The sequence below is a fragment of the Sphingomicrobium sp. genome, from assembly GCA_036563485.1.
Taxonomy (GTDB): domain Bacteria; phylum Pseudomonadota; class Alphaproteobacteria; order Sphingomonadales; family Sphingomonadaceae; genus Sphingomicrobium.
In genome coordinates this window covers 268,002-289,453 of record DATCMI010000001.1, presented here as the reverse complement: position 1 = coordinate 289,453, position 21,452 = coordinate 268,002, and the positions used below count along the sequence as shown (strand labels likewise).

The 21,452-nt window shown below is 65.5% G+C and carries 23 protein-coding genes; 10 read left to right on the top strand and 13 right to left on the bottom strand.

Going from position 1 to position 21,452, the window contains the following annotated elements:
* Positions 1-4: 4 nt before the first annotated feature.
* From VIL42_01530 to VIL42_01510, 5 genes are all read right to left on the bottom strand, one after another.
* Complete coding sequence (locus VIL42_01530) at positions 5-2,218, bottom strand: PAS domain S-box protein (protein HEY8591526.1); 2,214 nt, start codon at positions 2,216-2,218, stop codon at positions 5-7.
* 73 nt (positions 2,219-2,291) lie between these two features.
* Positions 2,292-2,909 carry a glutathione S-transferase family protein gene (locus VIL42_01525; protein ID HEY8591525.1) on the bottom strand — a complete coding sequence of 206 codons (618 nt, stop codon included), beginning with the start codon at positions 2,907-2,909 and terminating at the stop codon, positions 2,292-2,294.
* A 43-nt stretch (positions 2,910-2,952) separates the two neighbouring features.
* Positions 2,953-3,465 (bottom strand): CinA family protein, encoded by a 513-nt coding sequence (locus VIL42_01520; GenBank protein HEY8591524.1) that lies wholly within the window; start codon positions 3,463-3,465, stop codon positions 2,953-2,955.
* Complete coding sequence (locus tag VIL42_01515; GenBank protein ID HEY8591523.1) at positions 3,462-5,153, bottom strand: M28 family metallopeptidase; 1,692 nt, start codon at positions 5,151-5,153, stop codon at positions 3,462-3,464. Before VIL42_01515 ends, VIL42_01520 begins: the two co-directional genes overlap by 4 nt.
* Before the next feature lie 84 nt (positions 5,154-5,237).
* The gene (locus tag VIL42_01510) at positions 5,238-6,461 is read right to left on the bottom strand and encodes a heparan-alpha-glucosaminide N-acetyltransferase domain-containing protein (GenBank protein HEY8591522.1); all 1,224 of its coding nucleotides are present in this window, start codon (positions 6,459-6,461) and stop codon (positions 5,238-5,240) included.
* Between the two features lie 131 nt (positions 6,462-6,592).
* On the opposite strand from VIL42_01510, the gene VIL42_01505 reads away from it, so the two are divergent.
* On the top strand, positions 6,593-7,072 hold the full coding sequence (locus VIL42_01505; protein ID HEY8591521.1) for a hypothetical protein: 480 nt from the start codon (positions 6,593-6,595) through the stop codon (positions 7,070-7,072).
* 29 nt (positions 7,073-7,101) lie between these two features.
* Here VIL42_01505 and VIL42_01500 read toward each other — a convergent pair whose 3' ends face one another.
* The 4 genes from VIL42_01500 to VIL42_01485 all read right to left on the bottom strand — a co-directional run bounded on the left by VIL42_01500 (position 7,102) and on the right by VIL42_01485 (position 10,625).
* A complete protein-coding gene (locus VIL42_01500) occupies positions 7,102-7,353 on the bottom strand; it encodes a hypothetical protein (protein HEY8591520.1) in 252 nt (83 codons plus the stop codon).
* 204 nt (positions 7,354-7,557) lie between these two features.
* On the bottom strand, positions 7,558-7,719 hold the full coding sequence (locus tag VIL42_01495; GenBank protein HEY8591519.1) for a hypothetical protein: 162 nt from the start codon (positions 7,717-7,719) through the stop codon (positions 7,558-7,560).
* 133 nt (positions 7,720-7,852) lie between these two features.
* A complete protein-coding gene (clpA, locus tag VIL42_01490; protein HEY8591518.1) occupies positions 7,853-10,195 on the bottom strand; it encodes an ATP-dependent Clp protease ATP-binding subunit ClpA in 2,343 nt (780 codons plus the stop codon).
* A 229-nt stretch (positions 10,196-10,424) separates the two neighbouring features.
* On the bottom strand, positions 10,425-10,625 hold the full coding sequence (locus VIL42_01485) for a DUF1192 domain-containing protein (protein ID HEY8591517.1): 201 nt from the start codon (positions 10,623-10,625) through the stop codon (positions 10,425-10,427).
* 76 nt (positions 10,626-10,701) lie between these two features.
* Between VIL42_01485 and VIL42_01480 the strand changes: the two genes are divergently transcribed.
* The 8 genes from VIL42_01480 to VIL42_01445 all read left to right on the top strand — a co-directional run bounded on the left by VIL42_01480 (position 10,702) and on the right by VIL42_01445 (position 16,350).
* Positions 10,702-11,670, top strand: coding sequence for an NAD(P)H-quinone oxidoreductase (locus VIL42_01480; protein HEY8591516.1), 969 nt, complete (start codon positions 10,702-10,704; stop codon positions 11,668-11,670).
* A gap of 122 nt (positions 11,671-11,792) precedes the next feature.
* The gene (locus VIL42_01475; protein HEY8591515.1) at positions 11,793-12,482 is read left to right on the top strand and encodes a DUF1013 domain-containing protein; all 690 of its coding nucleotides are present in this window, start codon (positions 11,793-11,795) and stop codon (positions 12,480-12,482) included.
* Positions 12,483-12,525: 43 nt separating this feature from the next.
* On the top strand, positions 12,526-12,777 hold the full coding sequence (locus VIL42_01470; protein ID HEY8591514.1) for an exodeoxyribonuclease VII small subunit: 252 nt from the start codon (positions 12,526-12,528) through the stop codon (positions 12,775-12,777).
* On the top strand, positions 12,767-13,681 hold the full coding sequence (locus VIL42_01465; GenBank protein ID HEY8591513.1) for a farnesyl diphosphate synthase: 915 nt from the start codon (positions 12,767-12,769) through the stop codon (positions 13,679-13,681). The genes VIL42_01470 and VIL42_01465 overlap by 11 nt, the downstream gene beginning before the upstream one ends.
* Entirely contained in the window at positions 13,681-14,172 is a 492-nt protein-coding gene (coaD, locus tag VIL42_01460) for a pantetheine-phosphate adenylyltransferase (GenBank protein HEY8591512.1), read from the top strand. The genes VIL42_01465 and coaD overlap by 1 nt, the downstream gene beginning before the upstream one ends.
* Before the next feature lie 95 nt (positions 14,173-14,267).
* Positions 14,268-14,792, top strand: coding sequence for a peptidylprolyl isomerase (locus VIL42_01455; protein ID HEY8591511.1), 525 nt, complete (start codon positions 14,268-14,270; stop codon positions 14,790-14,792).
* A 10-nt stretch (positions 14,793-14,802) separates the two neighbouring features.
* On the top strand, positions 14,803-15,831 hold the full coding sequence (gene queA, locus VIL42_01450) for a tRNA preQ1(34) S-adenosylmethionine ribosyltransferase-isomerase QueA (protein ID HEY8591510.1): 1,029 nt from the start codon (positions 14,803-14,805) through the stop codon (positions 15,829-15,831).
* A gap of 45 nt (positions 15,832-15,876) precedes the next feature.
* Positions 15,877-16,350, top strand: a complete 474-nt coding sequence (locus VIL42_01445) for a hypothetical protein (protein HEY8591509.1) — start codon at positions 15,877-15,879, stop codon at positions 16,348-16,350.
* 18 nt (positions 16,351-16,368) lie between these two features.
* Here the strand turns inward: VIL42_01445 and VIL42_01440 are convergent, their stop codons facing one another.
* A complete protein-coding gene (locus VIL42_01440) occupies positions 16,369-17,352 on the bottom strand; it encodes a sulfotransferase (GenBank protein ID HEY8591508.1) in 984 nt (327 codons plus the stop codon).
* Positions 17,353-17,414: 62 nt separating this feature from the next.
* On the opposite strand from VIL42_01440, the gene tgt reads away from it, so the two are divergent.
* Positions 17,415-18,536 carry a tRNA guanosine(34) transglycosylase Tgt gene (gene tgt / locus VIL42_01435; GenBank protein HEY8591507.1) on the top strand — a complete coding sequence of 374 codons (1,122 nt, stop codon included), beginning with the start codon at positions 17,415-17,417 and terminating at the stop codon, positions 18,534-18,536.
* Here the strand turns inward: tgt and yghU are convergent.
* The 3 genes from yghU to VIL42_01420 all read right to left on the bottom strand — a co-directional run bounded on the left by yghU (position 18,533) and on the right by VIL42_01420 (position 21,363).
* Positions 18,533-19,399, bottom strand: coding sequence for a glutathione-dependent disulfide-bond oxidoreductase (yghU, locus tag VIL42_01430; GenBank protein ID HEY8591506.1), 867 nt, complete (start codon positions 19,397-19,399; stop codon positions 18,533-18,535). The two genes, tgt and yghU, sit on opposite strands and share 4 nt — an antisense overlap.
* A gap of 77 nt (positions 19,400-19,476) precedes the next feature.
* A complete protein-coding gene (locus VIL42_01425) occupies positions 19,477-20,808 on the bottom strand; it encodes a DEAD/DEAH box helicase (protein ID HEY8591505.1) in 1,332 nt (443 codons plus the stop codon).
* A 123-nt stretch (positions 20,809-20,931) separates the two neighbouring features.
* Positions 20,932-21,363 carry a hypothetical protein gene (locus VIL42_01420; GenBank protein ID HEY8591504.1) on the bottom strand — a complete coding sequence of 144 codons (432 nt, stop codon included), beginning with the start codon at positions 21,361-21,363 and terminating at the stop codon, positions 20,932-20,934.
* Between the last annotated feature and the right edge of the window lie 89 nt (positions 21,364-21,452).

The following is a 21,452-nucleotide window of genomic DNA, read 5'->3' as shown; positions in this document are numbered from 1 at the left end:
AGCGTCAGGCGAGCGGCTGAGGCAGTGGAGCGCTGACCTGGCAGGTGACGCCCGAGGGCTCGAAACGGAGCTCGACCGTGCCGCCGAATTCCGAGGCGAGGGTGCGCTCGATCATGCGTGAACCGAAGCCGCGCCGGTCCGGCGGCGTCACTTCGGGGCCGCCGCTTTCCCGCCAGGTGAGGTGAAGCCGGCCGCTTTCGGTCGTCCAATGCACGTCGATCCTGCCGTCGCGGTTAGAAAGCGAGCCATATTTGGCGGCGTTCGTCGCCAGCTCGTGCAGAGCGAGCGCAAGGTTGACCGCCGTCTGGGGCGGAATGAACAGCGGCGGACCGGAGATGGCGCAGCGCTCGTTGCTGCAGAAAGGCGCCATGGCCGCCGACACGACATCGGTCATCAACGCCGAATCCCAATTGCGGTGCGTCAGCAGGTTGTGGGCGGCGGCAAGTGCCTGGAGGCGGCCTTCGAAGCGGCGGATCGCCTCGTCCGCGGGCACGTCGGAATGAAAGCTCTGGTGCGTGAGGCTCTGGACGATCGCGAGCGTGTTCTTCACGCGGTGGTTGAGCTCGCCGACGAGGAGCTGCTGGTGCCTCTCGAAACGCTTGCGCTCGGTAACATCGCGGGCGACGACATGAAGGCCGACCGGACTGCCGCCGTCGTCAAACGTCAGGCCGGAATTGATCTCCCAGAACAGCCATTCGCCGGTGCTGCTGCGCACGCGCACGTCATATTGCGTCGTGCCCCCGCCTTCGAGCTTGTTGCGGAGCATCTCCGTCGTGCGGCCGTAATCTTCCTCGCTGATGAACTCCGCAATGTTGCGGCCGATCGCCTGCTCGCGAGCAAGACCGACCGCTGCTGCGGCGGCCGGGTTGCAGTCGGTGATCCGTTGCTGGAGGTCGGCGGTGAGGATCAAGTCGCTCGCCTGCTCGAACAAGCGGCGATAGCGCTCTTCGGCTTCGCGAACGTCGGTTATGTCGGTGTTGACGCCGATCATGCCGAGGAATTGCCCGTCGCCATCGAAGCGCGGCTCGGCGTGGGTGTGCATCCGCCGATAGAGGCCGTCCGCGCGCTTGTACCGGGCTTCGACCGTGAACGGGGTGTGGTTCGCCATGCCCTCGGCGAACGGAGCGTAAAGCTTTTGCTGGTCGTCGGGGTGCAGGCTGCTGCCCCATTGGAAACCGGCAATGTCCGCTTCGGTCAGGCCCCAGAAGTCGCGCTGGGCCTTGTTGAGGTAGAGGCACTTGCCGTCCTGGTCGCCCATCCAGAGCATGACCGGCGCGCGCTCCGCGACCAGGCGGAAGCGTTCCTCGGTCTCCTGGAGTGCGCGAACCGCCTGCTGCTGCTCGGTCACGTCGTGCCCCTGGACGAAGATGCCGGTCAGTTCGCCCTGGTCGTCGAGAAGCGGCTGGTAGACGAAGTCGACGAAGCGCTCCTCGCTCGCTGCACCGTCGACCCGGTTGAGCACGACCGGCGTTGCTCTGCCGATATAGGGCTGGCGCGAACGATAGACTTCGCCAAGAAGCGCAACGAAACCCTGCTCGGCAACCTCGGGCAAGGCTTCCACCACCGTCTTCCCGAGCACCTCGCGCCCTCCGACGAGCGCTGAATAGGCCTCGTTCGCCATCGTGAACCGATGCTCAGGCCCTTCCAGCAGCGCCATGAAGCCGGGCGCCTGGTGGAACATGCGTTCCAGACGCGCCCGCTCGCCGCTCAGCTGTCGCTCGGCGCGGACCTTGGCGGTCGTCTCGACGACGATCGCAATCACCGCGCAAGGCGCGCCTTGCTCATCGAGAACAGGTGAATAGTCGAGGTTGAGCCAAGCGGGCTCCGCTGTGCCGCGGCGATCCAGTTCGAGGACCATGTCCTGGACCGAAATCGTCCCACCGCCGTGGAACACGTCGTCCATGATCCGGCGGTTCCAGTCGGCGGCTTCCGGCCATGCCTCGAGGACATCCATGCCGAGGATCTGCGGATGACGGCGGCCGGCGAAGGCCGCATAGCCGTCATTGTAGATCATCACTCCCGTTGCGCCCCACAGAGTGACGATCGGAACCGGCGACCGCAGCACGAGCCCGACGGTGGTCTTCATTACCTGCGACCAGCTTTCGATCGGGCCCGCCGAGGTGCCGGCCCAATCGAATTCGGCAATCAGCCGCCCGAGTTCACCGCCGCCGTCGAGGAAGGCGGTCGTGCGAAGGTGCGCAGGAGTGACGGCGTCCATCGGCGGTGTGTGGAACCCTTGCCCGCCAATCACAAGCGGGAAGAGTTTGCGAGCAGCGCCACATGGAGGCGTGTTACTGACTTGCGGCCTTGATGAGGTCGGCGTCGATCTGCTGCGCGCGGCGGTAGGCGTCGCGCTCGGTCATCCGCTGCGCATAGTCGCTGAATACCGGTTTCGGCTCGAGCAGCTTGAAGGTCAGCATGAAGTTGATCATCGCCCCGACGAACAGATCGGCGGCGGTGAAATGGTCGGCGGCGATGTACGGCTTCCCGCCGATCGCCTTCTCCAGCGTGGCCATGGTTAGATCGTAATTGCCGTAGCCGAGCATCGCCTGGCGGTCGGGTGCGTCCCAGCCCTGCGCCTTGTTGGTGAAGGCTGCCTCGACCGGGCCAGAGCAGAAGAAGATCCAGCGGTAATAATCCGCACGTTGTGTCGCCGGTGGTGCGAGGTTTGCTTCCGGAAAGGCGTCTGCGAGGTAGCAGCAGATCGCCGCGACCTCGGTGACCACCTTGCCGTTGTGGACGATGGCCGGAACCTTCCCCATCGGGTTGATCGCCAGATATTCGTCGCTTTTCATGGTCGTGCCGTAATCCAGGATCCGCGTCTCGTAGGGGGCGCCGACCTCCTCGAGCATCCAGCGGATAGTCTGACCGCGCGACTGCGGGTTGGTGTAGAAAATCAGGTCGGACATGGCGCTCTCCCTCCGTTGCGACTCCGCTGGAACAAAGGGGGAACTACTCTTCCTCGAGCGCCTTCTCAAGCATGTCGAGCATGACCTCGAGGCTTTTCACCCGCACCGGGCCACGGCCGATCGCGCCGAAGTGGCCGACGCGGTGCATGGTGGCGCCGTTGCGGCGGGCGAGCGCCATGTGGACGAGGCCTTCCTCGCTGCCTTCGCCGGCGGGGCCCGCAAAGCCGGTGACGCCGAAGGCGAGGTCGGCTTGGGAGCGCGACAGCGCCCCTTCGGCCATGGCCCTGGCGACAGCTTCGGAAACCGCGTCGTTTTGCTCGACGAGTGCGGGAGAGATGCCCAGGAGGTTGGTCTTCGCCTCCTTTTCATAGGTGACGAAGCCGCGGTCGAAGCCGTGCCCTGCGCCTTCGATGTCCGTCAGTAGCGCGGCGAGCATCCCGCCCGTGCAGCTTTCAGCGGTGGCGACCTTCAGCTCCCTTTCGCAGACGCGGCGCATCAGCCGCTCGGCTTGCTCGTCCAGCGCGTCGGGGAGCGCCGGCTGGAGCGTTTCGCTCAACCGCGTTCGCCCTTTTGCGGCGCAGGGGCGGGCGGCGCGTCGCCGCTGCGCTCGGCGGCAGTGGCGTCGCGGGTGGCGCGGAATTCGCTGTCCTCGGACCAGTTCGGCCATTCGCGCGAATTGGCGAGCCGCATGCCGACCCGGTGCAGCAGCAGCGCATCGGCGGCGATGCCGCGGAAGTCCCAGCTCGGCTCCCATTCGTCGTCGGGCTGGTGGTAGCGCTTCTCGACATAGTCGCGGCCGATCTGCTCGCTGCGAGCCCTGCCGCCGTTCACAAGGTCGGAGCCGGATTCGTAGGAGACGGCGGGAACGCCGGCCTGCGCCATGGCGAAATGGTCGGAGCGGTAGAAGCCGCCGGTTTCGGGGTGGGCGTCGGGCGTGAAGGTTTTGCCGAGACGCTTGCCCTCTTCGACCAGCACGTCGAGCAGGCCGAGGCGCGCGGTGCCGGAGATGCTGAAGTCGCGCGCCGGGCCGAACACGCCCATGGAGTCGGTGTTGAGCACGGCGACGGTCTTGCCGAGCGGATAGAGCGGGTTGCTGGCATAATATTTGGTGCCGAGCAGGCCCTTCTCCTCCGCGGTGACGGCGAGGAAGACGATCGAGCGGTCGGGACGCGGCGCGCGCGCGAAGGCGCGAGCCTGCTCGATCAGGTGGGCGATGCCGGTCGAATTATCGAGTGCGCCATTATAGATGGCGTCGCCGTTCGCATCCGGCTTGCCGATGCCGAGATGGTCCCAGTGGCCCGAATAGATGATCGTCTCGTCGGGATATTTCTTGCCAGGCAGAAGCCCGACGACATTGTGCGAGGTGATGACTTCGGCCGACGCATTGCCGCGGACGTTGAGCGCGGCCTTGAGCGGCACCGGGCGGAAGTCCTTGCGCCGCGCCGCCGCCTTCATCGCGTCGAAGTTGAGGCCCGAAGCGGCGAACAGCCGGTGGGCGATGTCGCGCTGGATCCATCCTTCGACCAGCGGATGATCGGCCGCCGGATTGTCGCGGACGATGTCGAACATGGTGTTGGTGTTGGAATTCTTGACCGTGTTCCAGCCGTAGGAGGCGGGCTCGGTTTCGTGGATGACAAGCACGCCGGCGGCGCCCTGGCGCGCGCCTTCCTCATATTTGTAGGTCCAGCGGCCGTAATAGGTCATGGCCTTGCCGCCGAAGTCGCCTTCGCCGCCTTCGAAGTCGGGATCGTTGACGAGGACGACGAGGATCTTGCCCTTGAGGTCCTGGCCCTTGAAGTCGTCCCAGCCGCGCTCCTGCGCCTTGACGCCATAGCCGGCGAAGACGAGCGGCGCATTGGCGAGGTCGATCGCTTTGGTGCCGTTCATCGGCGAGCGGACGACCATCTCCTCGCCTTGGGTGAGGGCGAGCGGCTGGCCGGCGACGTTCATCGAAAGCTGCGGCGTTGCAGTCCATTGCGATTGCAGCAGCGGCACTTTCTGGGTCCAGCTGCGCTTGCCGTTCTCTAGGTCTCCGCCGGGCTGCAGGCCAGCGGCGCGGAAGTTGCGCACGATATAGTCGACGGTCTTGGTTTCGGCGCGCGTGTTGGGCGCACGGCCTTCGAACGCGTCGGAGCCAAGCGTCTTCACATGTTGCGAGAGCCGGGCCGGGCTGAAGGTCTGGGCGGCGGCAGGAACGGTGGTGAGGGCGAACGCGCCCGCAATGAGCCAGCGGCTAGTCTTCACGATCGATAGTCTCCCCGAAACGATACGCACCCACATGCGCGAGACGCGCCGAGGCGGCAAAAAGTTTCGCGGGGCCGGTCTAGGTCAGAGGTAGGACATCCACCAATCGCGCCGCCTGCGCTTCAGCTGGGCGAACCAGCGGGAGAGCGGGATGAGAATGGCGATGACCAGTGCCCAGACGCCATAGACCACGCCTAGCGACCAGCCCCAGTCCTGCGGGGCATTGCCGCCGAACACCTGGGTGAAGAGGTTGAGCGCGGCCTCCGGCCGGCCGATTGCGATTGCCGCCGCCAGCATCAGGATGCGGGCGATGTAGAGGTGGGCGATGTAGGTGAAGAGCGGCGTTCGACCGAAGTCGCCGAGAACGCGGGCAGGGGCACCGCGCAGGTGGGCGATGGCCAGGAACAGCAGCAGCGAAAAACCGATGGTGATGGCGACGAAGTCGGGGCTCGGCGGATATTTGAACACGTCGAAAAAGCTCATCGCCGTGCGCACCGGATCGCCGAACGCGCGCCACGGCACCGGATTGCCGTAGCCGTTGAGCCCGCGAAGCAATGCGAACAGCGCGATCAAGCCGAGCGCCAGCGGAAGCAGTGTGCGCAACTGGCGTTGCCGCGGGGCCGCGAACAAAGGTCCAAGGCCGAAGCCGATCGCCATGACGCCAAACCAGGGGACGATCGCATAAGCGATGAAGATTGGCGCGCCCGCGACTGGAGCAGTGCCGAACAGCAGCTGGCGGAGGATCTCGGAAGCGCTCGCGGCCGGCGCGAACGGCGGCAAGACGAAGGGCGACAAGGCGATGATGGCGACGCCGATTGCGAGGACGGCGCGGTGTGGAAGATGGGCAAGCACAGCCATGCCGACCATCCCCCAGCCGATCGCCCAGATCACCTGAAGCAGCCAGAAGGGCTTCCCGAAGTTCCAGGCGAACATGATGATCGTGCATTCCAGCAACACCAGCCAAAGGCCGCGGGAAACGAGGAAGCGGCTGAGGTCGGCGCCTGTCTTGCCGTTGGCCTTTTGCAGGTAAATGGACACGCCGGACAGAAGCACGAAGGTCGGCGCGCACAGATGGGTGATCCAGCGCGTCAGGTAGAGCAGGGGCCAGCTGCGCGCCGCATCTGTTGGGTCGAAGCTGTTGACGCTGGCGTGGAAGAAGTCGCGGACATGGTCGAGAACCATGATGGCGATCACCAGGCCCCGCAGCATGTCGATCGTGTCGATGCGCGCCTGGCCGGCCCGGGTCAGGCCGCCGCCGGCTTGCGGTTCGACGAGCGGGCCGGTGACGGGAACTGCGATGGTGGCCATGCTCACTCCCCCGATTGAGCTCTACCCACGAACTAGCAGGCAAGCAGCCTGGCGAGAAGACGCGCGTGCGGCGGGGACGTTGACGGCCTGCATCTGTGCTGTATTGTTTTTGCAACACACAGGAGGCTCATGTGAATCGATCGGCACTCATCCTCTTCCCGCTGCTGCTCGCGGGCTGCAACGTCCAGGCGAAGCACGATGGGGCCAAGGGCGACGACAATGTCACGATCAGCGGCGATGCGGAAGGCAATGTGTCCTTCGACCTGCCGGTCGCAAAGGGGCAGGTGAAGCTGCCGGAAGGCGCGTTGAGCAGCAGCGACATCGATATCGACGGGGTGAAGATGCCCCCGAGCGCATCGGTCAACAGCTTCCATGTCGAGGCGACGGGCGGCCGGTCGATAGTGAACATCGGGTTCAAGGACCCGAACGCGCCGGAAAAGGTGCGCGCTTATTTCGCGGACGAGTTCCGGGAGAGGAAGGTCGAGGCGGCAGTCACCGGCGACACGATCACGGGCACGTCCAAGGACGGCGACAAGTTCACTATCAAGGTCGGGCCAGGCGAGGGCGGCGGCGCGAAGGGGACGATCCGGCTCGACGGGGCCGACGACTAAGAAGGTCCCCGCGCGCGGATCGGCTGCGATTACTTCTTCTTGATGGCGACGAACCCGCGGCCGAAGCGGACCCATTCGATGTCGCGCTGGATGTCCTTCACTTCCTGGTCGAACATGGTGCCGTAGACATGGCCCTCGGCCGCAACTTCCGCGGCAAGGCGGCCGAAGTAGCCAGCGGCGGCGTCGGTGTAGGCGCGGCCGTATTTCGCCACCCATTTTGACCGCGACGTGTGGAGGTCCTCGCAAACGAACAGCCCGCCTGCACTGATGCGCGGGAACAAGCGGCGGAAGGTGTCGATCTGGTCGCTCCAGAGGTGGGAGCCGTCGTCGAAGACGATGTCTGGCGGATATGTGGACGCAAGGTCGTCAAGGAAGCCGGCATCCGATCCGTCGCCGATCTCGATGGTGATGCGCGGGTCCGCATGATCGCGGCAGCTTTCGACGATGTCGACGCCGACGATCTGGGCGGAGGGGAAATAGTCCTGCTACATGCGCACCGACGCGCCGTCGCGCACGCCGATCTCGATCAGCGTCAGCGGTGACCTGTCGCGGTACGGCGTGAGCAGCGCGTCATAGGCCTCAAGGTGATTGTGGGCGTGAGAGGCTTTGTCGGTGCCATGCTTCTGGCCCAGCTCGTCGAGAGTCACATCGTCTCCATGGCTTCGGGAGTGCGGTTCGGATTATCGGGCCACGTGCCTCGGGAAAGGCCAAGGCGCAAGCTGCCGGCGCAAAGGAAAAGGGCGGGAGTCGCCTCCCGCCCTTCGTTAGGTAATCGGCGCCCTATTCGGCAGCCGGAGCTTCCTCGCCGTCGGCTTTCTTCTTTGCCGAGGGCTTCTTGGGCGCCTTCGGCTTGCTTGCCTTCGGCGGTGCCGGGACGATCTCGAAGCAGGGCGCATTGTCCTTGATCCGGACCTTCACCTCGCCGCCGTTGACCAGCTTGCCGAACAACAGCTCCTCGGCGAGCGGCTGCTTGATCTTCTCCTGGACGAGGCGGCCCATCGGACGCGCGCCGTAGAGTTTGTCGTAGCCGCGGTCGGTGAGCCACTGACGGGCTTCGTCGTCGAGCTCGATGTGGACGCCGCGGTCGGCAAGCTGAAGCTCCAGCTGGAGGATGAACTTGTCGACGACCCGCGCGACCACTGCCGGCGGCAGGTAGGCAAACGGGACGATCGCATCGAGGCGGTTGCGAAATTCCGGCGTGAACATCTTCTTGACCGCATCCTCCTGCGCGTCCTCGCGCGTCGCCGCGCCGAATCCGATGCTTTCACGCGCCATGTCGGCGGCGCCGGCATTGGTCGTCATGATGAGGATGGTGTTGCGGAAGTCGACGGTCTTGCCGTGGTGGTCGGTCAGCTTGCCGTTGTCCATCACCTGCAGGAGGATGTTGAACAGGTCCGGGTGCGCCTTTTCGATCTCGTCGAGCAGGAGCACGCTGTGCGGATGCTGGTCGACCGCGTCGGTCAGAAGCCCGCCCTGGTCGTAGCCGACATAGCCCGGAGGCGCGCCGATCAGCCGGCTGACCGAGTGGCGTTCCATATATTCGGACATGTCGAACCGCTGCAGCGGAATACCGAGGACGGACGCCAGCTGGCGCGCGACCTCGGTCTTGCCGACGCCGGTGGGACCCGAGAACAGATAGTTGCCGATCGGCTTGTCGGGATCGCGAAGGCCGGCGCGGCTGAGCTTGATCGCCGAGGCGAGCTTTTCGATCGCCATGTCCTGGCCGAAGACGACGCGCTTGAGGTCGGCCTCGAGATGCTCGAGGACGTGCTTGTCGTCGGCCGAAACCGACTTCGGCGGGATGCGCGCCATGGTCGCAACCACCGCCTCGATCTCCTTGGGCGTGATCACCTTCTTGCGGCGGCTCGGCGGCACCAGCATCTGCATCGCGCCGACTTCGTCGATCACGTCGATCGCCTTGTCCGGCAGCTTGCGATCATGGATGTAGCGCGCCGACAGCTCGACCGCCGACTTGATCGCGTCCGGCGTGTAGCGGACGTTGTGGTGGCCTTCGAACGACGAGCGAAGGCCGGCGATGATCTTGATCGTGTCCTCGATGGTCGGCTCGTTGACGTCGATCTTCTGGAACCGGCGCAGAAGTGCGCGGTCCTTTTCGAAGTGGTTGCGGAACTCCTTGTAGGTCGTCGAGCCGATGCAGCGGATCGCGCCGCTCGACAGGGCCGGCTTCAAGAGGTTCGACGCGTCCATCGCGCCGCCCGACGTGGCGCCGGCGCCGATCACCGTGTGGATTTCGTCGATGAAGAGGATCGCGTTCGGAAGCTTCTCGAGCTCCGAGACGACGGACTTCAGCCGCTCCTCGAAATCGCCGCGATAGCGGGTGCCGGCGAGTAGCGCGCCCATGTCGAGCGAGTAGATGGTCGCGGGCTTGAGGACGTCGGGAACGTCGCCCTCGATGATCTTGCGCGCGAGGCCTTCGGCAATAGCGGTTTTGCCGACGCCCGGCTCACCGACGTAGAGCGGGTTGTTCTTCGAGCGGCGGCAGAGGATCTGCACGGTGCGCTCGACCTCCGGCATGCGGCCGATCAGCGGATCGACCTTGCCGGTGCGGGCCTTTTCATTGAGGTCGACCGTGAACTGCTTGAGCGCGCTTTCCTTCTTCGCGCCTTCCTTGTCCGTCTTCTCTTCGCCGGGCTCGGCTGGGCGGGCGCCCTCGGCCGGCGTTTCGCCCTTGCCGACGCCGTGGCTGATGTAGGTGACGGCATCGAGCCGGCTCATGTCCTGCTGCTGCAGGAAGTAGACGGCGTAGCTCTCCCGCTCCGAGAAGAGCGCGACGAGGACGTTGGCGCCGGTGACGTCGTCGCGGCCTGACGACTGGACGTGCAGGATCGCGCGCTGGACGACGCGCTGGAAGCCGCTTGTCGGCGTCGGATCGGTGGCGCTGTCGGCGACTAGGGCGCCGAGTTCGTTGTCGAGATATTGCTTCACCGACGCACGAAGCTCGTCGCGGTTGACGCCGCAGGCGGTCATCACCTTCGACGCATGGTCGTCGTCGATGAGCGCAATGAGCAGATGTTCGAGAGTCGCATACTCGTGACGGCGCTTGCTGGCCTCCCCCAAAGCATTGTGGAGGGTCTGTTCGAGTTCGCGAGCGAAACTAGGCATGTAGGCTGGTACTCCATGCCCGAGGGAAGGGAGCCCCACGGGCTTTCAAATCAATGTCATATGCCGGAACGCCGCAATCAAGGGCGGGTGCCGCGCTTATCCCCAAATATCGGATCGCGGCTGTGCGGGGGCTGAATGAGGCGGTCGCCCACCGTCATTGCGAGGCCGCGGTGCGGCCGCGGCAAATCCAGGTGCCGGCTGGATTGCTTCGCTGCGCTCGCAGTGACGCTTACGACTTCTTGAACAGCTCTTCGGCCGCCGAACGGTGCTTGGTGGCGCGGTCCATGTGGGCTTCGGTACGGGCGATTTCCGCCTTTAGCGCCTCGACGCGGGCGTGAAGTTCGTCGATCGAGAAGGGGTCGAGGTCCTGCTTGCCGAGCGCGGTCAGCGGATCGTCGGGCTTGCTGGGGAACAGGTCGTCGATGTCCATGGACGAATTCGTTGACCGTGGGCGGGGCCAAGTCAATAAGCTCGGGCAGGTGAGCAGCTCCATTCCTTCGTCAATGATGGCCGTGATCGCGTCGCATCCGGACGGCGACGGCGAGCTGGCGGTGGTCGAGCGGCCGGTGCCGCGGCCGGGCCCCGGCGAGGTGCTGATCAAGGTCGCCGCCGCGGGCGTGAACCGGCCCGACATCCTTCAGCGCAAAGGCATGTACCCGCCGCCGCCCGGTGCGCCGGACATCCTCGGCCTCGAAGTCGCGGGCCAGGTTGTGGGCGGCGACGGCGAGCTGGTGGGGCAGAAAGTCTGCGCTCTGGTTGCAGGCGGCGGCTATGCCGAATATTGCGTCGCGCCGGCCGGCACGTGCCTGATCGTGCCCGAGATCCTGCCGATGACGGACGCGGCGGCGATGCCGGAGACTTTGTTCACGGTCTGGGTGAATTTGTTCGAGCGCGGCTTCGCGGCGGACGGCGACTGGGCGCTGGTCCATGGCGGCACCAGCGGCATCGGCACCATGTCGATCGCGCTGGGCAAGCTGTTCGGGCTCAAGACGATTGTCACTTGCGGAAGCGACGAGAAGTGCGCGCGGGCGCTGGAGCTCGGCGCCGAGGCGGCGATCAACTATCGCGAGCAGGATTTCGTCGGCGAAGTGCACCGGGTGACCGGACGCCGGGGGGTAGACGTCGTCGTCGACATGGTCGGCGGCGACTATGTGCCGCGTAACCTCGCCTGCCTCGCCGAGGAAGGGCGCCACGTATCGATCGCGGTGCAGCGGGGCGCCAGCGCCGAAGTGCAGATCTTCGACATCATGCGGCGGCGGCTGACGCTGACCGGGTCGACTCTCCGGCCGCGTTCGGTGCAGTTCAAGACGATGGTCGCCGACGAGATCGCGAGGACGGTCTGGCCCTATGTGCAGGGCGGGCGGCTGAAACCGGTGATCGACAGCATCTTCCCGCTTGCCGAGGCCGCGGCCGCGCACGAGCGGATGGAAGGCGGCGAGCATGTCGGCAAGATCGTTCTGGAGGCCGGTTCCTAACCGGCTTGCCCCGCGGGGGCCGCGGGTTTACATCGCCCGGCAGACCGGCCGCTCCGTGAGGGGCGGCCCTATTCATTTGTAAGTTCGGAGAAGTGCCCGTGGCCGCTGCCGCCCAGCCCCTGATGCCCCATGCGACCGCCGCCTGGCTGGTCGACAATACGTCGCTCAGCTTCGACCAGATCGCCGAATTCTGCGGCCTTCACATCCTCGAAGTCCAGGCGATCGCCGACGATACGGCAGCGACGAAGCTGACGGGCCGCGACCCGATCCGCGCCGGCGAGCTGACGCACGAGGAAATCGAGAAGGGCCAGAACGACCCTGATTATGTGCTGCAGATGCATAAGGCGCCCGAAGCTGTGCGCCGCACCAAGGGCCCGCGCTACACGCCGGTCAGCAAGCGACAGGACAAGCCGGACGGCATCGCCTGGATCATCAAGAACCATCCGGAAGTCAGCGACGGCCAGATCAGCAAGCTGATCGGCACGACCCGGACGACCATCGCGGCGATCCGCGACCGGTCGCACTGGAACATGGCGAACATTACGCCGAAGGATCCGGTGACGCTGGGCCTGACGACGCAGCGCGAGCTCGACGCGGCGGTCGCCAAGGCCGCGAAGGCCGCGGGCATTCAGGCGCCGACCGACACGCGCTTCGAAGGCGACCGCGAGGCGTTGATCGAAGAGCTGCGCCGCGAGCGCGAGCAGCATGTGCGCGACGCCGAGGCGGCGCTTGCCCAAGCGGGCGACGAGGCGCTGCGCGATGAGGTCGTGCCGGGCATCCGCGACCCGTTCACCAACCGCCCGATCGAATAGCCGCTCGCTTGCGTTGAACCCGGTCGAGGGTCACAATCGCGCCATGGCAGATGGGGACACGAGTGCCGTCGAGCAGCTGAGCTTCGAGGACGCGCTGCGGCGGCTCGAGGAGATCGTGCGCACGCTCGAGAAGGGCGAAGCGCCGCTCGATAGGTCGATCGAGCTTTACCAGGAGGGTGACCGGCTGCGCCGCCACTGTGAAGGGCGGCTGAGGGACGCGCAGGCGCGCATCGACCAGATCGCCTTCGGCAGCAACGGCAAGCCCGCAGGCCTTAAGCCATTCGATGCCGGTTGAGACGCTTGATCGCCTGAGCGAGGAGCTGGAGGTGGCGGCGAAAGCCGTCGCCGCCGAGGTCGACGATTTCTTTGACGCGCTGCTGACGCTGCCCGGCGATAGCCGCGACCCTTATTACCAAGCGATGCGCCATGCCGCGATCGGCGGCGGCAAGCGGCTCCGGCCGCTGCTGACCGTGGCCGCGGCGCGCCTGTTCGCGATCGATCCGGAGCGCGCGGTGCGGGTCGGCTGCGCGATCGAGGCGATCCACGTCTACTCGCTGATCCACGACGACCTGCCGTGCATGGATGATGCCGAGCTTCGCCGCGGCAAGCCGAGCGTTCACAAGGCCTTTGACGAGGCCACCGCGGTGCTCGCCGGCGACAGCCTTCACGCGATGGCGTTCGACATCCTCGCCCACCCTTCAACTCATGAGGATCCCTGGGTTCGGTCCGACCTGGTGCTTCAGCTGGCGCGCGCCGCCGGGCCGAACGGCATGGCGGGCGGGCAGATGATGGACCTTGCGGCCGAGAACGAGCAACTCGACCTGCCCGCGATTACCAGGTTGCAACAGCTGAAGACCGGCGCGTTGATTGAATATGCGGTTGAGGCGGCCTGCATCATGGCCAAAAAGCCGGTCGAGGCGCGCACGCCCTATCGCGGATATGCGCGCAACATCGGCTTGGCGTTCCAGATTGCCGACGATTTGATCGACCATAGCGGCGACGCGGGTGCCGCGGGCAAGCCGACTGGGCGCGATGCGGATGCCGGCAAGGCGACCTTCGTGTCGCTGCTCGGCGAGGAACGGGCGCGGCAGCAGGCGCGGTTCCTGGTCGAGCAGGCGGTCGAGCATCTGTCGGACCATGGCCGCGAAGCCGACCTGCTGCGCGCCATCGCCCGCTTCGCGATCGAGAGAAACCATTGATGAAGAGAATCGCCGTCTATCCCGGGACCTTCGACCCGATGACGCTGGGGCACCTCGATATCGTTCGGCGCGGCGCGCACCTGGTCGACCGGCTGGTCGTGGGCGTCACCACCAATCCGTCCAAGGAGCCGATGTTCTCGGTCGCCGAGCGGATGGAGATGGTGCGGCGCGAAGTTGCCGGCCTGAGCGGCAATATCGAGGTCGTCGAATTCGATTCTCTGCTGATGAACTTCGCCGAAGCGCAGGGTGCGTCGATGATCCTGCGCGGACTGCGCGCGGTCGCCGATTTCGAATATGAGTTCCAGATGGCCGGGATGAACCAGCAGCTGAATGACGACATTGAGACCGTCTTCCTGATGGCAGACGTGTCGCTGCAGCCGATCGCGTCGAAGCTGGTCAAGGAGATCGCGCGCTACGGCGGTTGCATCGACCGCTTCGTGACGCCGGCCGTGGCCGAGGACGTGCGGCGCCATCTGGAACGGGGTTCATGAGCCGCTCAGCCGTCGTACGGCACGGGCGGAGTGATTTTGCGGGGAGGAACATGTTGATCAAAGCTTTGGCGGCGTTGCCTTTTGCCGCTCTGTTGATGGCCGCTGCACCGGCGCCGGCGCCGGTCGCGAAGCCGAGCCTGGTTGCGCCGGCGGAGATCGCCGCGAACCCGGCGAACCATTTGTTCCTTGAGCTTTCGAACGGCGGCACGGTCGAGATCGTCCTGCGCCCAGATCTCGCGCCTAGCCATGTCGAGCGGATCCAAACACTGGTCCGTCGCGGCTTCTACGACGGGCTGAAGTTCCACCGCGTGATCCCTGGATTCATGGCGCAGGGCGGCGACCCGCAAGGGACCGGCGAGGGCGGGTCCGATCTGCCGAACCTCACTGCCGAATTCACGTCCGTGCCCTTCCTGCGGGGCGTCGTAGGCGCTGCCCGGGCGAACAACCTGAACAGCGCCAACAGCCAGTTTTTCATCATGTACGATTGGACGGCCAGCCTGGACAAACGGTACACGGCGATCGGCCGTGTGGTGAAAGGCATGGACGCCGTGGACGCGATCGCGCCCGGCGAACCGCCCGCCGAGCCGACCAAAATTGTGAGGGCGCGCCTCGGCGGCTAAGCGGCCGCTGATGCGTGTCGCCGACTTCGATTTCGAGCTTCCGCCCGAGCGGATCGCCCTGCGCCCGGCGCGGCCGCGCGACAGTGCGCGACTGTTGTTGGTCCGCGGGGGCGAGCTTTCGGACCGGGCTGTGCTCGATTTGCCGGAGCTTCTGCAGCCCGGCGACGTGCTGGTCTTCAACGACACCAAGGTTATCCCGGCGCAGCTCGAGGGGCGCCGCGGAGAGGCGAGCATCGGCGCGACGCTGCACAAGCGGGAGGGACCGCGCGAGTGGAGAGCCTTCCTGCGCAATGCCAAGCGTGTCCGCGCCGGCGACACGATCCACTTCGGCGAAGGCGTTGCCGCGTCCGCCGTCGAGAAGGCGGACGACGGCTCGGTCCTGCTCCAGTTCCACGGCAGCGAGGCGCTCGAGCTGTTGCTTGAGAAAGCCGGACGAATGCCGCTGCCGCCCTACATCGCGTCCAAGCGCGGCGTCGATGAAGCCGATCGCGACGATTACCAGACGATGTTCGCCCGCGAGGAGGGCGCAGTCGCGGCGCCGACCGCGGCGCTGCACTTTACGCCGAGGCTTTTGGAGGCGCTCGACGCACGCGGCATCGCTCGCGAGACGCTGACGCTTCACGTCGGCGCCGGCACCTTCCTGCCGATCAAGAGCGAGCAAGTGGCCGAGCACAAGATGCATGCCGAATGGGGCCGCATCGACGCGGCGACGGCTGAGCGCTTGAACGCCGTGCGCAAGGCGGGCGGACGCCTGATCGCCGTCGGCACCACGAGCCTGCGCCTGCTGGAAAGCGCGGCTCGCGAGGATGGCAGGATCGAGCCGTTCGAGGGCGATACGGCGATCTTCATCACGCCTGGTTACCGGTTCAAGGCGGTCGACGGGCTGGTCACCAACTTCCACCTGCCCAAGTCGACGCTCTTCATGCTGGTCAGTGCCCTAATGGGCCTCGAGGTGATGAAAGCGGCGTACGCACACGCGATCGAGCGGGGCTACCGTTTCTATAGCTACGGCGATTCCAGTTTGCTGTTGCCGAGGTAAGTTCTGGCTGTTGTAAACGGTCTGCTCGGGGAAGAAGGGGAGCAGATGCGTTTTCACATCATTGCGGCGATATCGGCGGCAGGAGTCGCGGCGCCGTTACAAGCGGGAGTCATCGCGGACGATCTCAGCAGGTGCCTGGTAACAAAGGCGACCGACAGCGATCATCATGCCTTCATGGCGTGGATGTTTTCGGCGATCTCTGCCGATCCAAGGCTCCAACAGTTCAGTACGTTGGACCGCGCGAAGCGAGATCAAATCGGCAAAGCTGCCGCAGGGGTATTCCAGCGTCTTCTGCTCGTGGACTGCCGCAAGGAGACAGTGGCCTCATTAAAGGCGGAAGGCACAAGTGCGACGTTCGGGACCTTCAATCAACTCGGTCAAGCGGCTGCCCGGCAGATGTTCCAGTCACCGCAAGTCGACGCTGAATTGGAAACGCTCGGAAAGAATTTCGACGAAGGAAAATTGAGCGCACTCGGCGCAGAGGCCGGCATCCGGATCAGGAATGACGAGAAGGATTAGAACGATCCTGGGCGTGCACTAAGCCTCTTTCGGCTGGAGCCAGTGGCTGAGGTCGCGGCCGATCAATTTGCCGAGCTTGTCCACCTCGCCCTGGAAGCGGTCCTTGATCTCACGCTGGACGGCGAGCGGGACCGGGCGCTTTTCGTCCGGCATTTCATTCCAGTTGCGGAGGCGCTTTCGAAGCGACGGGGACTTCGCGCCACCGCCGCTGCTCTTGGCGAGCGCTTTGTCGAAGCGGCGCTGGTGATGGATGCTAGCCAGATAGGGGAGCAGGAAGCGCGGCGGCCGCTGGAGAAGTTGCTGAAGGAAGATGTGCCGCACGCCGCGGGCGCTGCGCTGCGTTCCCGTGTTCGGGTAAGGGGCGGGGTCGAGGCCCGCGAAGTCGAGCAGGCGCTTGTGCCGGGCGGCGGGGTCGCTCGTCAGGTCATCGAAGACCATCACCAGGCAGCGCTCCTTGCCGACCGCGTCGAACAGTCGCTCGACATAGGTGCCGAAGCGCGCCGCTTCGTCATAGCGGAGCCAACGCGGGTCGATGGTGCTCCAAGGGATGCGGCGGCCCGCTGCACGGTCGGGAATAGCAGCCCAGGCATCCTGAAACCGGCGGATGTTCTCGTCGCCCGTGAAGATCAGGCGCTTGTGCAGCGATGGCAGGAAGGTGAGCGGGTCGCGTACCCCGACGACGAAGCGCGAGTCCGGCCATAGCTCCAGCGCCGGCTTCAGCTGGTCCGGAACGTAGAGGTAGGAAATCGAACCGTCGAAGGCGACGGTTCGCTCCGGAGGGGCATTGAAGAAGAAATGGTCGAGATAGTCGTGCTGGATGCGCGAGCGAAGCGCGTCGCCATGCAGGCTGCGCAGGTCATGCTGGCTGAAGAAGTGCGGTTCCTTGACGAAGGGGAACAACACCTGCGGGTGCGCTTGCAGCATTCGCGCCATGGTCGTGGTGCCGCAGCGGGGGCCGCCGACGACGAAGATGAAGCGGTCGATGTCGGCGATGCTCGGCATTGCGGCGGTTCCTAGCACAGCCGACCTTGGGGGGAAGCGCACTAGGCGCTAAGCGGCGCTGCGTGACCCGCTTCTCCTTTTCCATCGCCGCCACCGACGGCGCCGCGCGCACCGGCGCCATCACGATGCAGCGCGGCGAGATCCGCACGCCGGCGTTCATGCCGGTCGGCACCGCCGCGACGGTGAAGGCGATGCGGCCGGAGGAGGTGCGTGCGGCCGGCGCCGACATCATCCTCGGCAACACTTACCATCTGATGCTCCGCCCCGGCGCCGAGCGGGTTGCGAGGCTCGGCGGCCTGCACGGCTTCATGGGCTGGGAGCGCCCGATCCTGACCGACAGCGGCGGATACCAGGTGATGAGCCTGTCGGAGCTGACCAAGGTGACGGAAGAAGGCGTGTCCTTCGCGAGCCACCTCGACGGATCGCGGCACATGCTGAGCCCAGAACGTTCGATCGAGGTGCAGCGGCTTTTAGGGTCGGACATCGTCATGCAGTTCGACCAGCTGGTGCCGACGACGTCGAGCGTGGAGCAGCAGCGCGAGGCGATGGAGCGGTCGATCCGCTGGGCGAAGCGGTCGCGGGAAGAGTTCGACCGCGGCGGCGAACATGCGGCGCGGGCGGCGATCTTCGGCATCCAGCAGGGTGCGCTCGATGAAAATATGCGCCGCGCGTCGGCCGAGGGGCTGATCGACATCGGCTTCGACGGCTATGCAGTCGGCGGGCTTGCGGTGGGCGAGGGGCAGGAAGCGATGCTCGCCTGCCTCGACTTCGCGGCCGGCATGCTGCCCGCCGACAAGCCGCGCTACTTGATGGGCGTCGGCAAGCCGGACGACATCGTCGAGGCAGTGGTGCGCGGCATCGACATGTTCGATTGCGTGCTGCCGACGCGATCAGGGCGCACGGGCCAGGCGTTCACCGCCGAAGGACCGCTAAACCTTCGCAACGCCCGCTTCGCCGAGGATCGGGAGCCAATCGAACCGGGCTGCCCGTGTCCGGCCTGCACGACGTACAGCCGCGCCTACGTTCACCATTTGGTGAAGTCGGGCGAGATCCTCGGCGCGATGCTGATGACGCAGCACAATATCTCGTTCTACCAGCGGCTGATGGATGGGCTTCGCAACGCGATTGCGGAGCAGCGGCTGCAGGCCTTCGCCAATGAATTCCTGCAGCGCTACCGGCGCTAGGCCGTCTCCAGCTTGTCCTGGGTGCGCAGTTCGAAGTCGCTGGCGTCGTGGCGCTCGTGAAGCTGTTCTGACGGGTCGCCGGTCAGCTTGTTGACGATGCGACCGCGGCCGACTGCCGGCCGCGCATCCAGCTGCCTCGCCCAGCGCATCACATGCTCATATTCGTGCGCGGCCAGGAAATCGTCAGCGCCCGGATAGGAACGGCCCAGCGCAACGCCGCCGTACCAGGGCCAAATCGCCATGTCGGCGATGGAGTAATCCGCACCGGCAACATATTCGTTATCCGCGAGACGGCGGTTGAGCACGTCGAGCTGGCGCTTGGCCTCCATCGCGTAGCGGTTGATCGGATATTCGAACTTCTCCGGCGCGTAGGCGAAGAAGTGGCCGAAGCCGCCGCCGAGAAAGGGTGCGCTGCCCATCTGCCACATCAGCCATGACAGGGTTTCCGCGCGTGCCGGGCCTGAGGCGGGGAGGAACTCGCCGAACTTTTCGGCCAGATGGATGAGGATGGCGCCGCTTTCGAAGATGCGTACCGGCTCCGCCCCGCTGCGGTCGACCAACGCCGGGATTTTCGAATTGGGATTGATGTCGACGAAACCGCTGCCGAACTGGTCGCCTTCGCCGATGCGGATCGGCCAGGCGTCATATTCGGCGTCCTTGTGGCCCTTTTCGAGAAGCTCCTCGAACAGGATCGTCACCTTCTGGCCGTTTGGAGTGGCAAGCGAGTAGAGCTGGAACGGGTGGTTGCCGACGGGCAAGCCCTTGTCGTGAGTCGGGCCGGCGATCGGGCGGTTGATGCTGGCGAACTGGCCGCCGCTCGGCTGTTCCCAAGTCCAAACCTTCGGGAGTACGTACTCGCTCATGTGGCTATCCTCGCGTCGCGTTAGGCAGGCGAGCTAGGAACCGCCCGAGCGGCTTTCCAGTGTCAGGCGTGTGCCCGTTAGCCGGCGCTGACGGAGAGGAAGCTTGGCAAAGGGCCATTCCAGTCGGACTGGATGTCTTCGACCACCGGGGAGCGCTCTTCGCGCTCGTCGCGCTCCGCGACCGGAGCAGCTTCGCGCTCGGCTTTCGGCTTGGCCGGCTTGCGTTCGCGCTTGGCGGGCTTCGCCTCTGCCTTCTCCGGCGCTTCGGCCTTCGGCTCGGCCGCTTGGACAGGCTTCGGGCCGCCGACGCGATCGATCTTCTGGCCGATCAGCTTTTCGATCCGGTCGACCGCTTCTGCGTCTTCCTTCGTGGCGAGGGTAATCGCGATACCCTTGGCGCCCGCGCGGCCTGTCCGGCCGATGCGGTGGACATAATCGTCCGGCTGCCACGGCACATCGAAGTTGACGACATGGCTGACGCCTTTGACGTCGAGCCCGCGAGCGGCGACGTCGGACGCGACGAGCACGGTGATCTCGTCATTCTTGAAGCGGTCTAATTCGGCGATGCGCTCGGATTGCTCCATGTCGCCTTGGATCTGCCCGGCCTTGAAGCCTGCGCGCTTGAGGCTGCTGGCGAGGTCGCGAACGGTGGTCTTGCGGTTGGCGAAGACGATCGCATTGCGGAAGCCTTCGTGGCCGAGGATGTCGCGCAGCGCATCCTTCTTCTTGGCCGACGAGACCTCGACAAGCCGCTGTTCGATATTGGTGTTGGCCGTCGCTGGGCGCGCGACTTCGACCCTCTTGGGATCGGTGAGGAACTTGGACGCGAGCTTCTGGATCGGCGGCGGCATGGTCGCCGAGAAGAGCAAGGTCTGGCGGTCGCGCGGAAGCTTCGAGCAGATATCCTCGATGTCCGGGATGAAGCCCATGTCGAGCATGCGATCGGCTTCGTCGATGACCAGCAGCTTGCAGTCATTAAGCATGATCTTGCCGCGGGCGAACAGGTCCATCAGCCGGCCCGGCGTCGCGATCAGGACGTCGACGCCCTTTTCAAGCGCCTTCACCTGGTCGCCCATCTGCACGCCGCCCATCAGCAGCGCCATCGAGAGCGGGTGGTACTTGCCGTATTTCTCGAAATTTTCGGCAACCTGCATCGCCAGTTCGCGCGTCGGTTCAAGAATCAGCGAGCGCGGCATGCGGGCGCGGCTGCGCCCCTGGTGCAGCACGTCGATCATCGGCAGCACGAAACCGGCGGTCTTGCCGGTGCCGGTCTGGGCGATGCCGATGAGGTCACGGCCCATCAGCACCGGCGGAATGGCGGCGCGCTGGATCGGCGTCGGCTCGTCATAGCCGCTGTCCGCGACGGCGCGGAGCAATTCATCGGAAAGGCCGAGATCGGCAAAAGGCATAAATTCTTCCGGTTGGGGTGGGCTGCGGCGTAACGCGCCGGCGCAGGAAAATGGGTGTGCGAACGCCCTTGTCTTGTCAAGAAATGTGGGCTTTCGGGCGCCTGGTTACAAGTTGCCGAGCGCCTAGCGTTCCTTAGGGACGAGCTGTCGGAAACGGTGAATCCGGCAGCTTCCGCCCTCGCGGGAGTGAATTTCGTCGCGGTCGGCGCAGATCCGGTCGTCCCGCAACTGCAGGTAAAAGCCGCCGTAGAAATCGAGCGCCGGGCAGTCCTCGTCGAGCTCCGCACGGACGCGCCCACGGCCTGCGACGATGAAGTCGACCTGGTCATCGCCCGAAAGCATCGCCCGGTGAATGGCCCCGACCGGCAGGCATTTCGGTCCCTTCCGCTCGATCCACTCGACCCTCGGCGCAGAGGTGCGCGGCTGTACCGGGACCCGCAGGATGACCTGGTCTTGGACGGTCAGCCGCGTCACGGACTGGCCGATCAGTCCGCCGTGCGCTGCGAACAGGCCGAGCATCAGCGGGATCAGGCCGAAGACGGCACCAGGCATCATTGGCTGCTGATCGCTCGCATGGGGAGCTGCCTTGCAGCAAAGCGTTGAATGTTCAATGAACTAGCCGCTCTCCAGCCGGTGCTTGCCGC

Excerpts from the sequence above, each read along its gene's own strand:
- yghU (HEY8591506.1), bottom strand. The coding sequence starts at position 19,399 with ATGAGCGAGTACGTACTCCCGAAGGTTTGGACTTGGGAACAGCCGAGC.
- clpA (HEY8591518.1), bottom strand. The coding sequence starts at position 10,195 with ATGCCTAGTTTCGCTCGCGAACTCGAACAGACCCTCCACAATGCTTTG.
- coaD (HEY8591512.1), top strand. The coding sequence starts at position 13,681 with ATGAAGAGAATCGCCGTCTATCCCGGGACCTTCGACCCGATGACGCTG.
- VIL42_01465 (HEY8591513.1), top strand. The coding sequence starts at position 12,767 with ATGCCGGTTGAGACGCTTGATCGCCTGAGCGAGGAGCTGGAGGTGGCG.
- VIL42_01485 (HEY8591517.1), bottom strand. The coding sequence starts at position 10,625 with ATGGACATCGACGACCTGTTCCCCAGCAAGCCCGACGATCCGCTGACC.
- VIL42_01440 (HEY8591508.1), bottom strand. The coding sequence starts at position 17,352 with ATGCCGAGCATCGCCGACATCGACCGCTTCATCTTCGTCGTCGGCGGC.
- VIL42_01510 (HEY8591522.1), bottom strand. The coding sequence starts at position 6,461 with ATGGCCACCATCGCAGTTCCCGTCACCGGCCCGCTCGTCGAACCGCAA.
- VIL42_01475 (HEY8591515.1), top strand. The coding sequence starts at position 11,793 with ATGCCCCATGCGACCGCCGCCTGGCTGGTCGACAATACGTCGCTCAGC.
- VIL42_01445 (HEY8591509.1), top strand. The coding sequence starts at position 15,877 with ATGCGTTTTCACATCATTGCGGCGATATCGGCGGCAGGAGTCGCGGCG.
- VIL42_01470 (HEY8591514.1), top strand. The coding sequence starts at position 12,526 with ATGGCAGATGGGGACACGAGTGCCGTCGAGCAGCTGAGCTTCGAGGAC.
- VIL42_01420 (HEY8591504.1), bottom strand. The coding sequence starts at position 21,363 with ATGATGCCTGGTGCCGTCTTCGGCCTGATCCCGCTGATGCTCGGCCTG.
- VIL42_01525 (HEY8591525.1), bottom strand. The coding sequence starts at position 2,909 with ATGTCCGACCTGATTTTCTACACCAACCCGCAGTCGCGCGGTCAGACT.
- VIL42_01425 (HEY8591505.1), bottom strand. The coding sequence starts at position 20,808 with ATGCCTTTTGCCGATCTCGGCCTTTCCGATGAATTGCTCCGCGCCGTC.
- VIL42_01455 (HEY8591511.1), top strand. The coding sequence starts at position 14,268 with ATGGCCGCTGCACCGGCGCCGGCGCCGGTCGCGAAGCCGAGCCTGGTT.
- VIL42_01530 (HEY8591526.1), bottom strand. The coding sequence starts at position 2,218 with ATGGACGCCGTCACTCCTGCGCACCTTCGCACGACCGCCTTCCTCGAC.
- VIL42_01480 (HEY8591516.1), top strand. The coding sequence starts at position 10,702 with ATGGCCGTGATCGCGTCGCATCCGGACGGCGACGGCGAGCTGGCGGTG.
- queA (HEY8591510.1), top strand. The coding sequence starts at position 14,803 with ATGCGTGTCGCCGACTTCGATTTCGAGCTTCCGCCCGAGCGGATCGCC.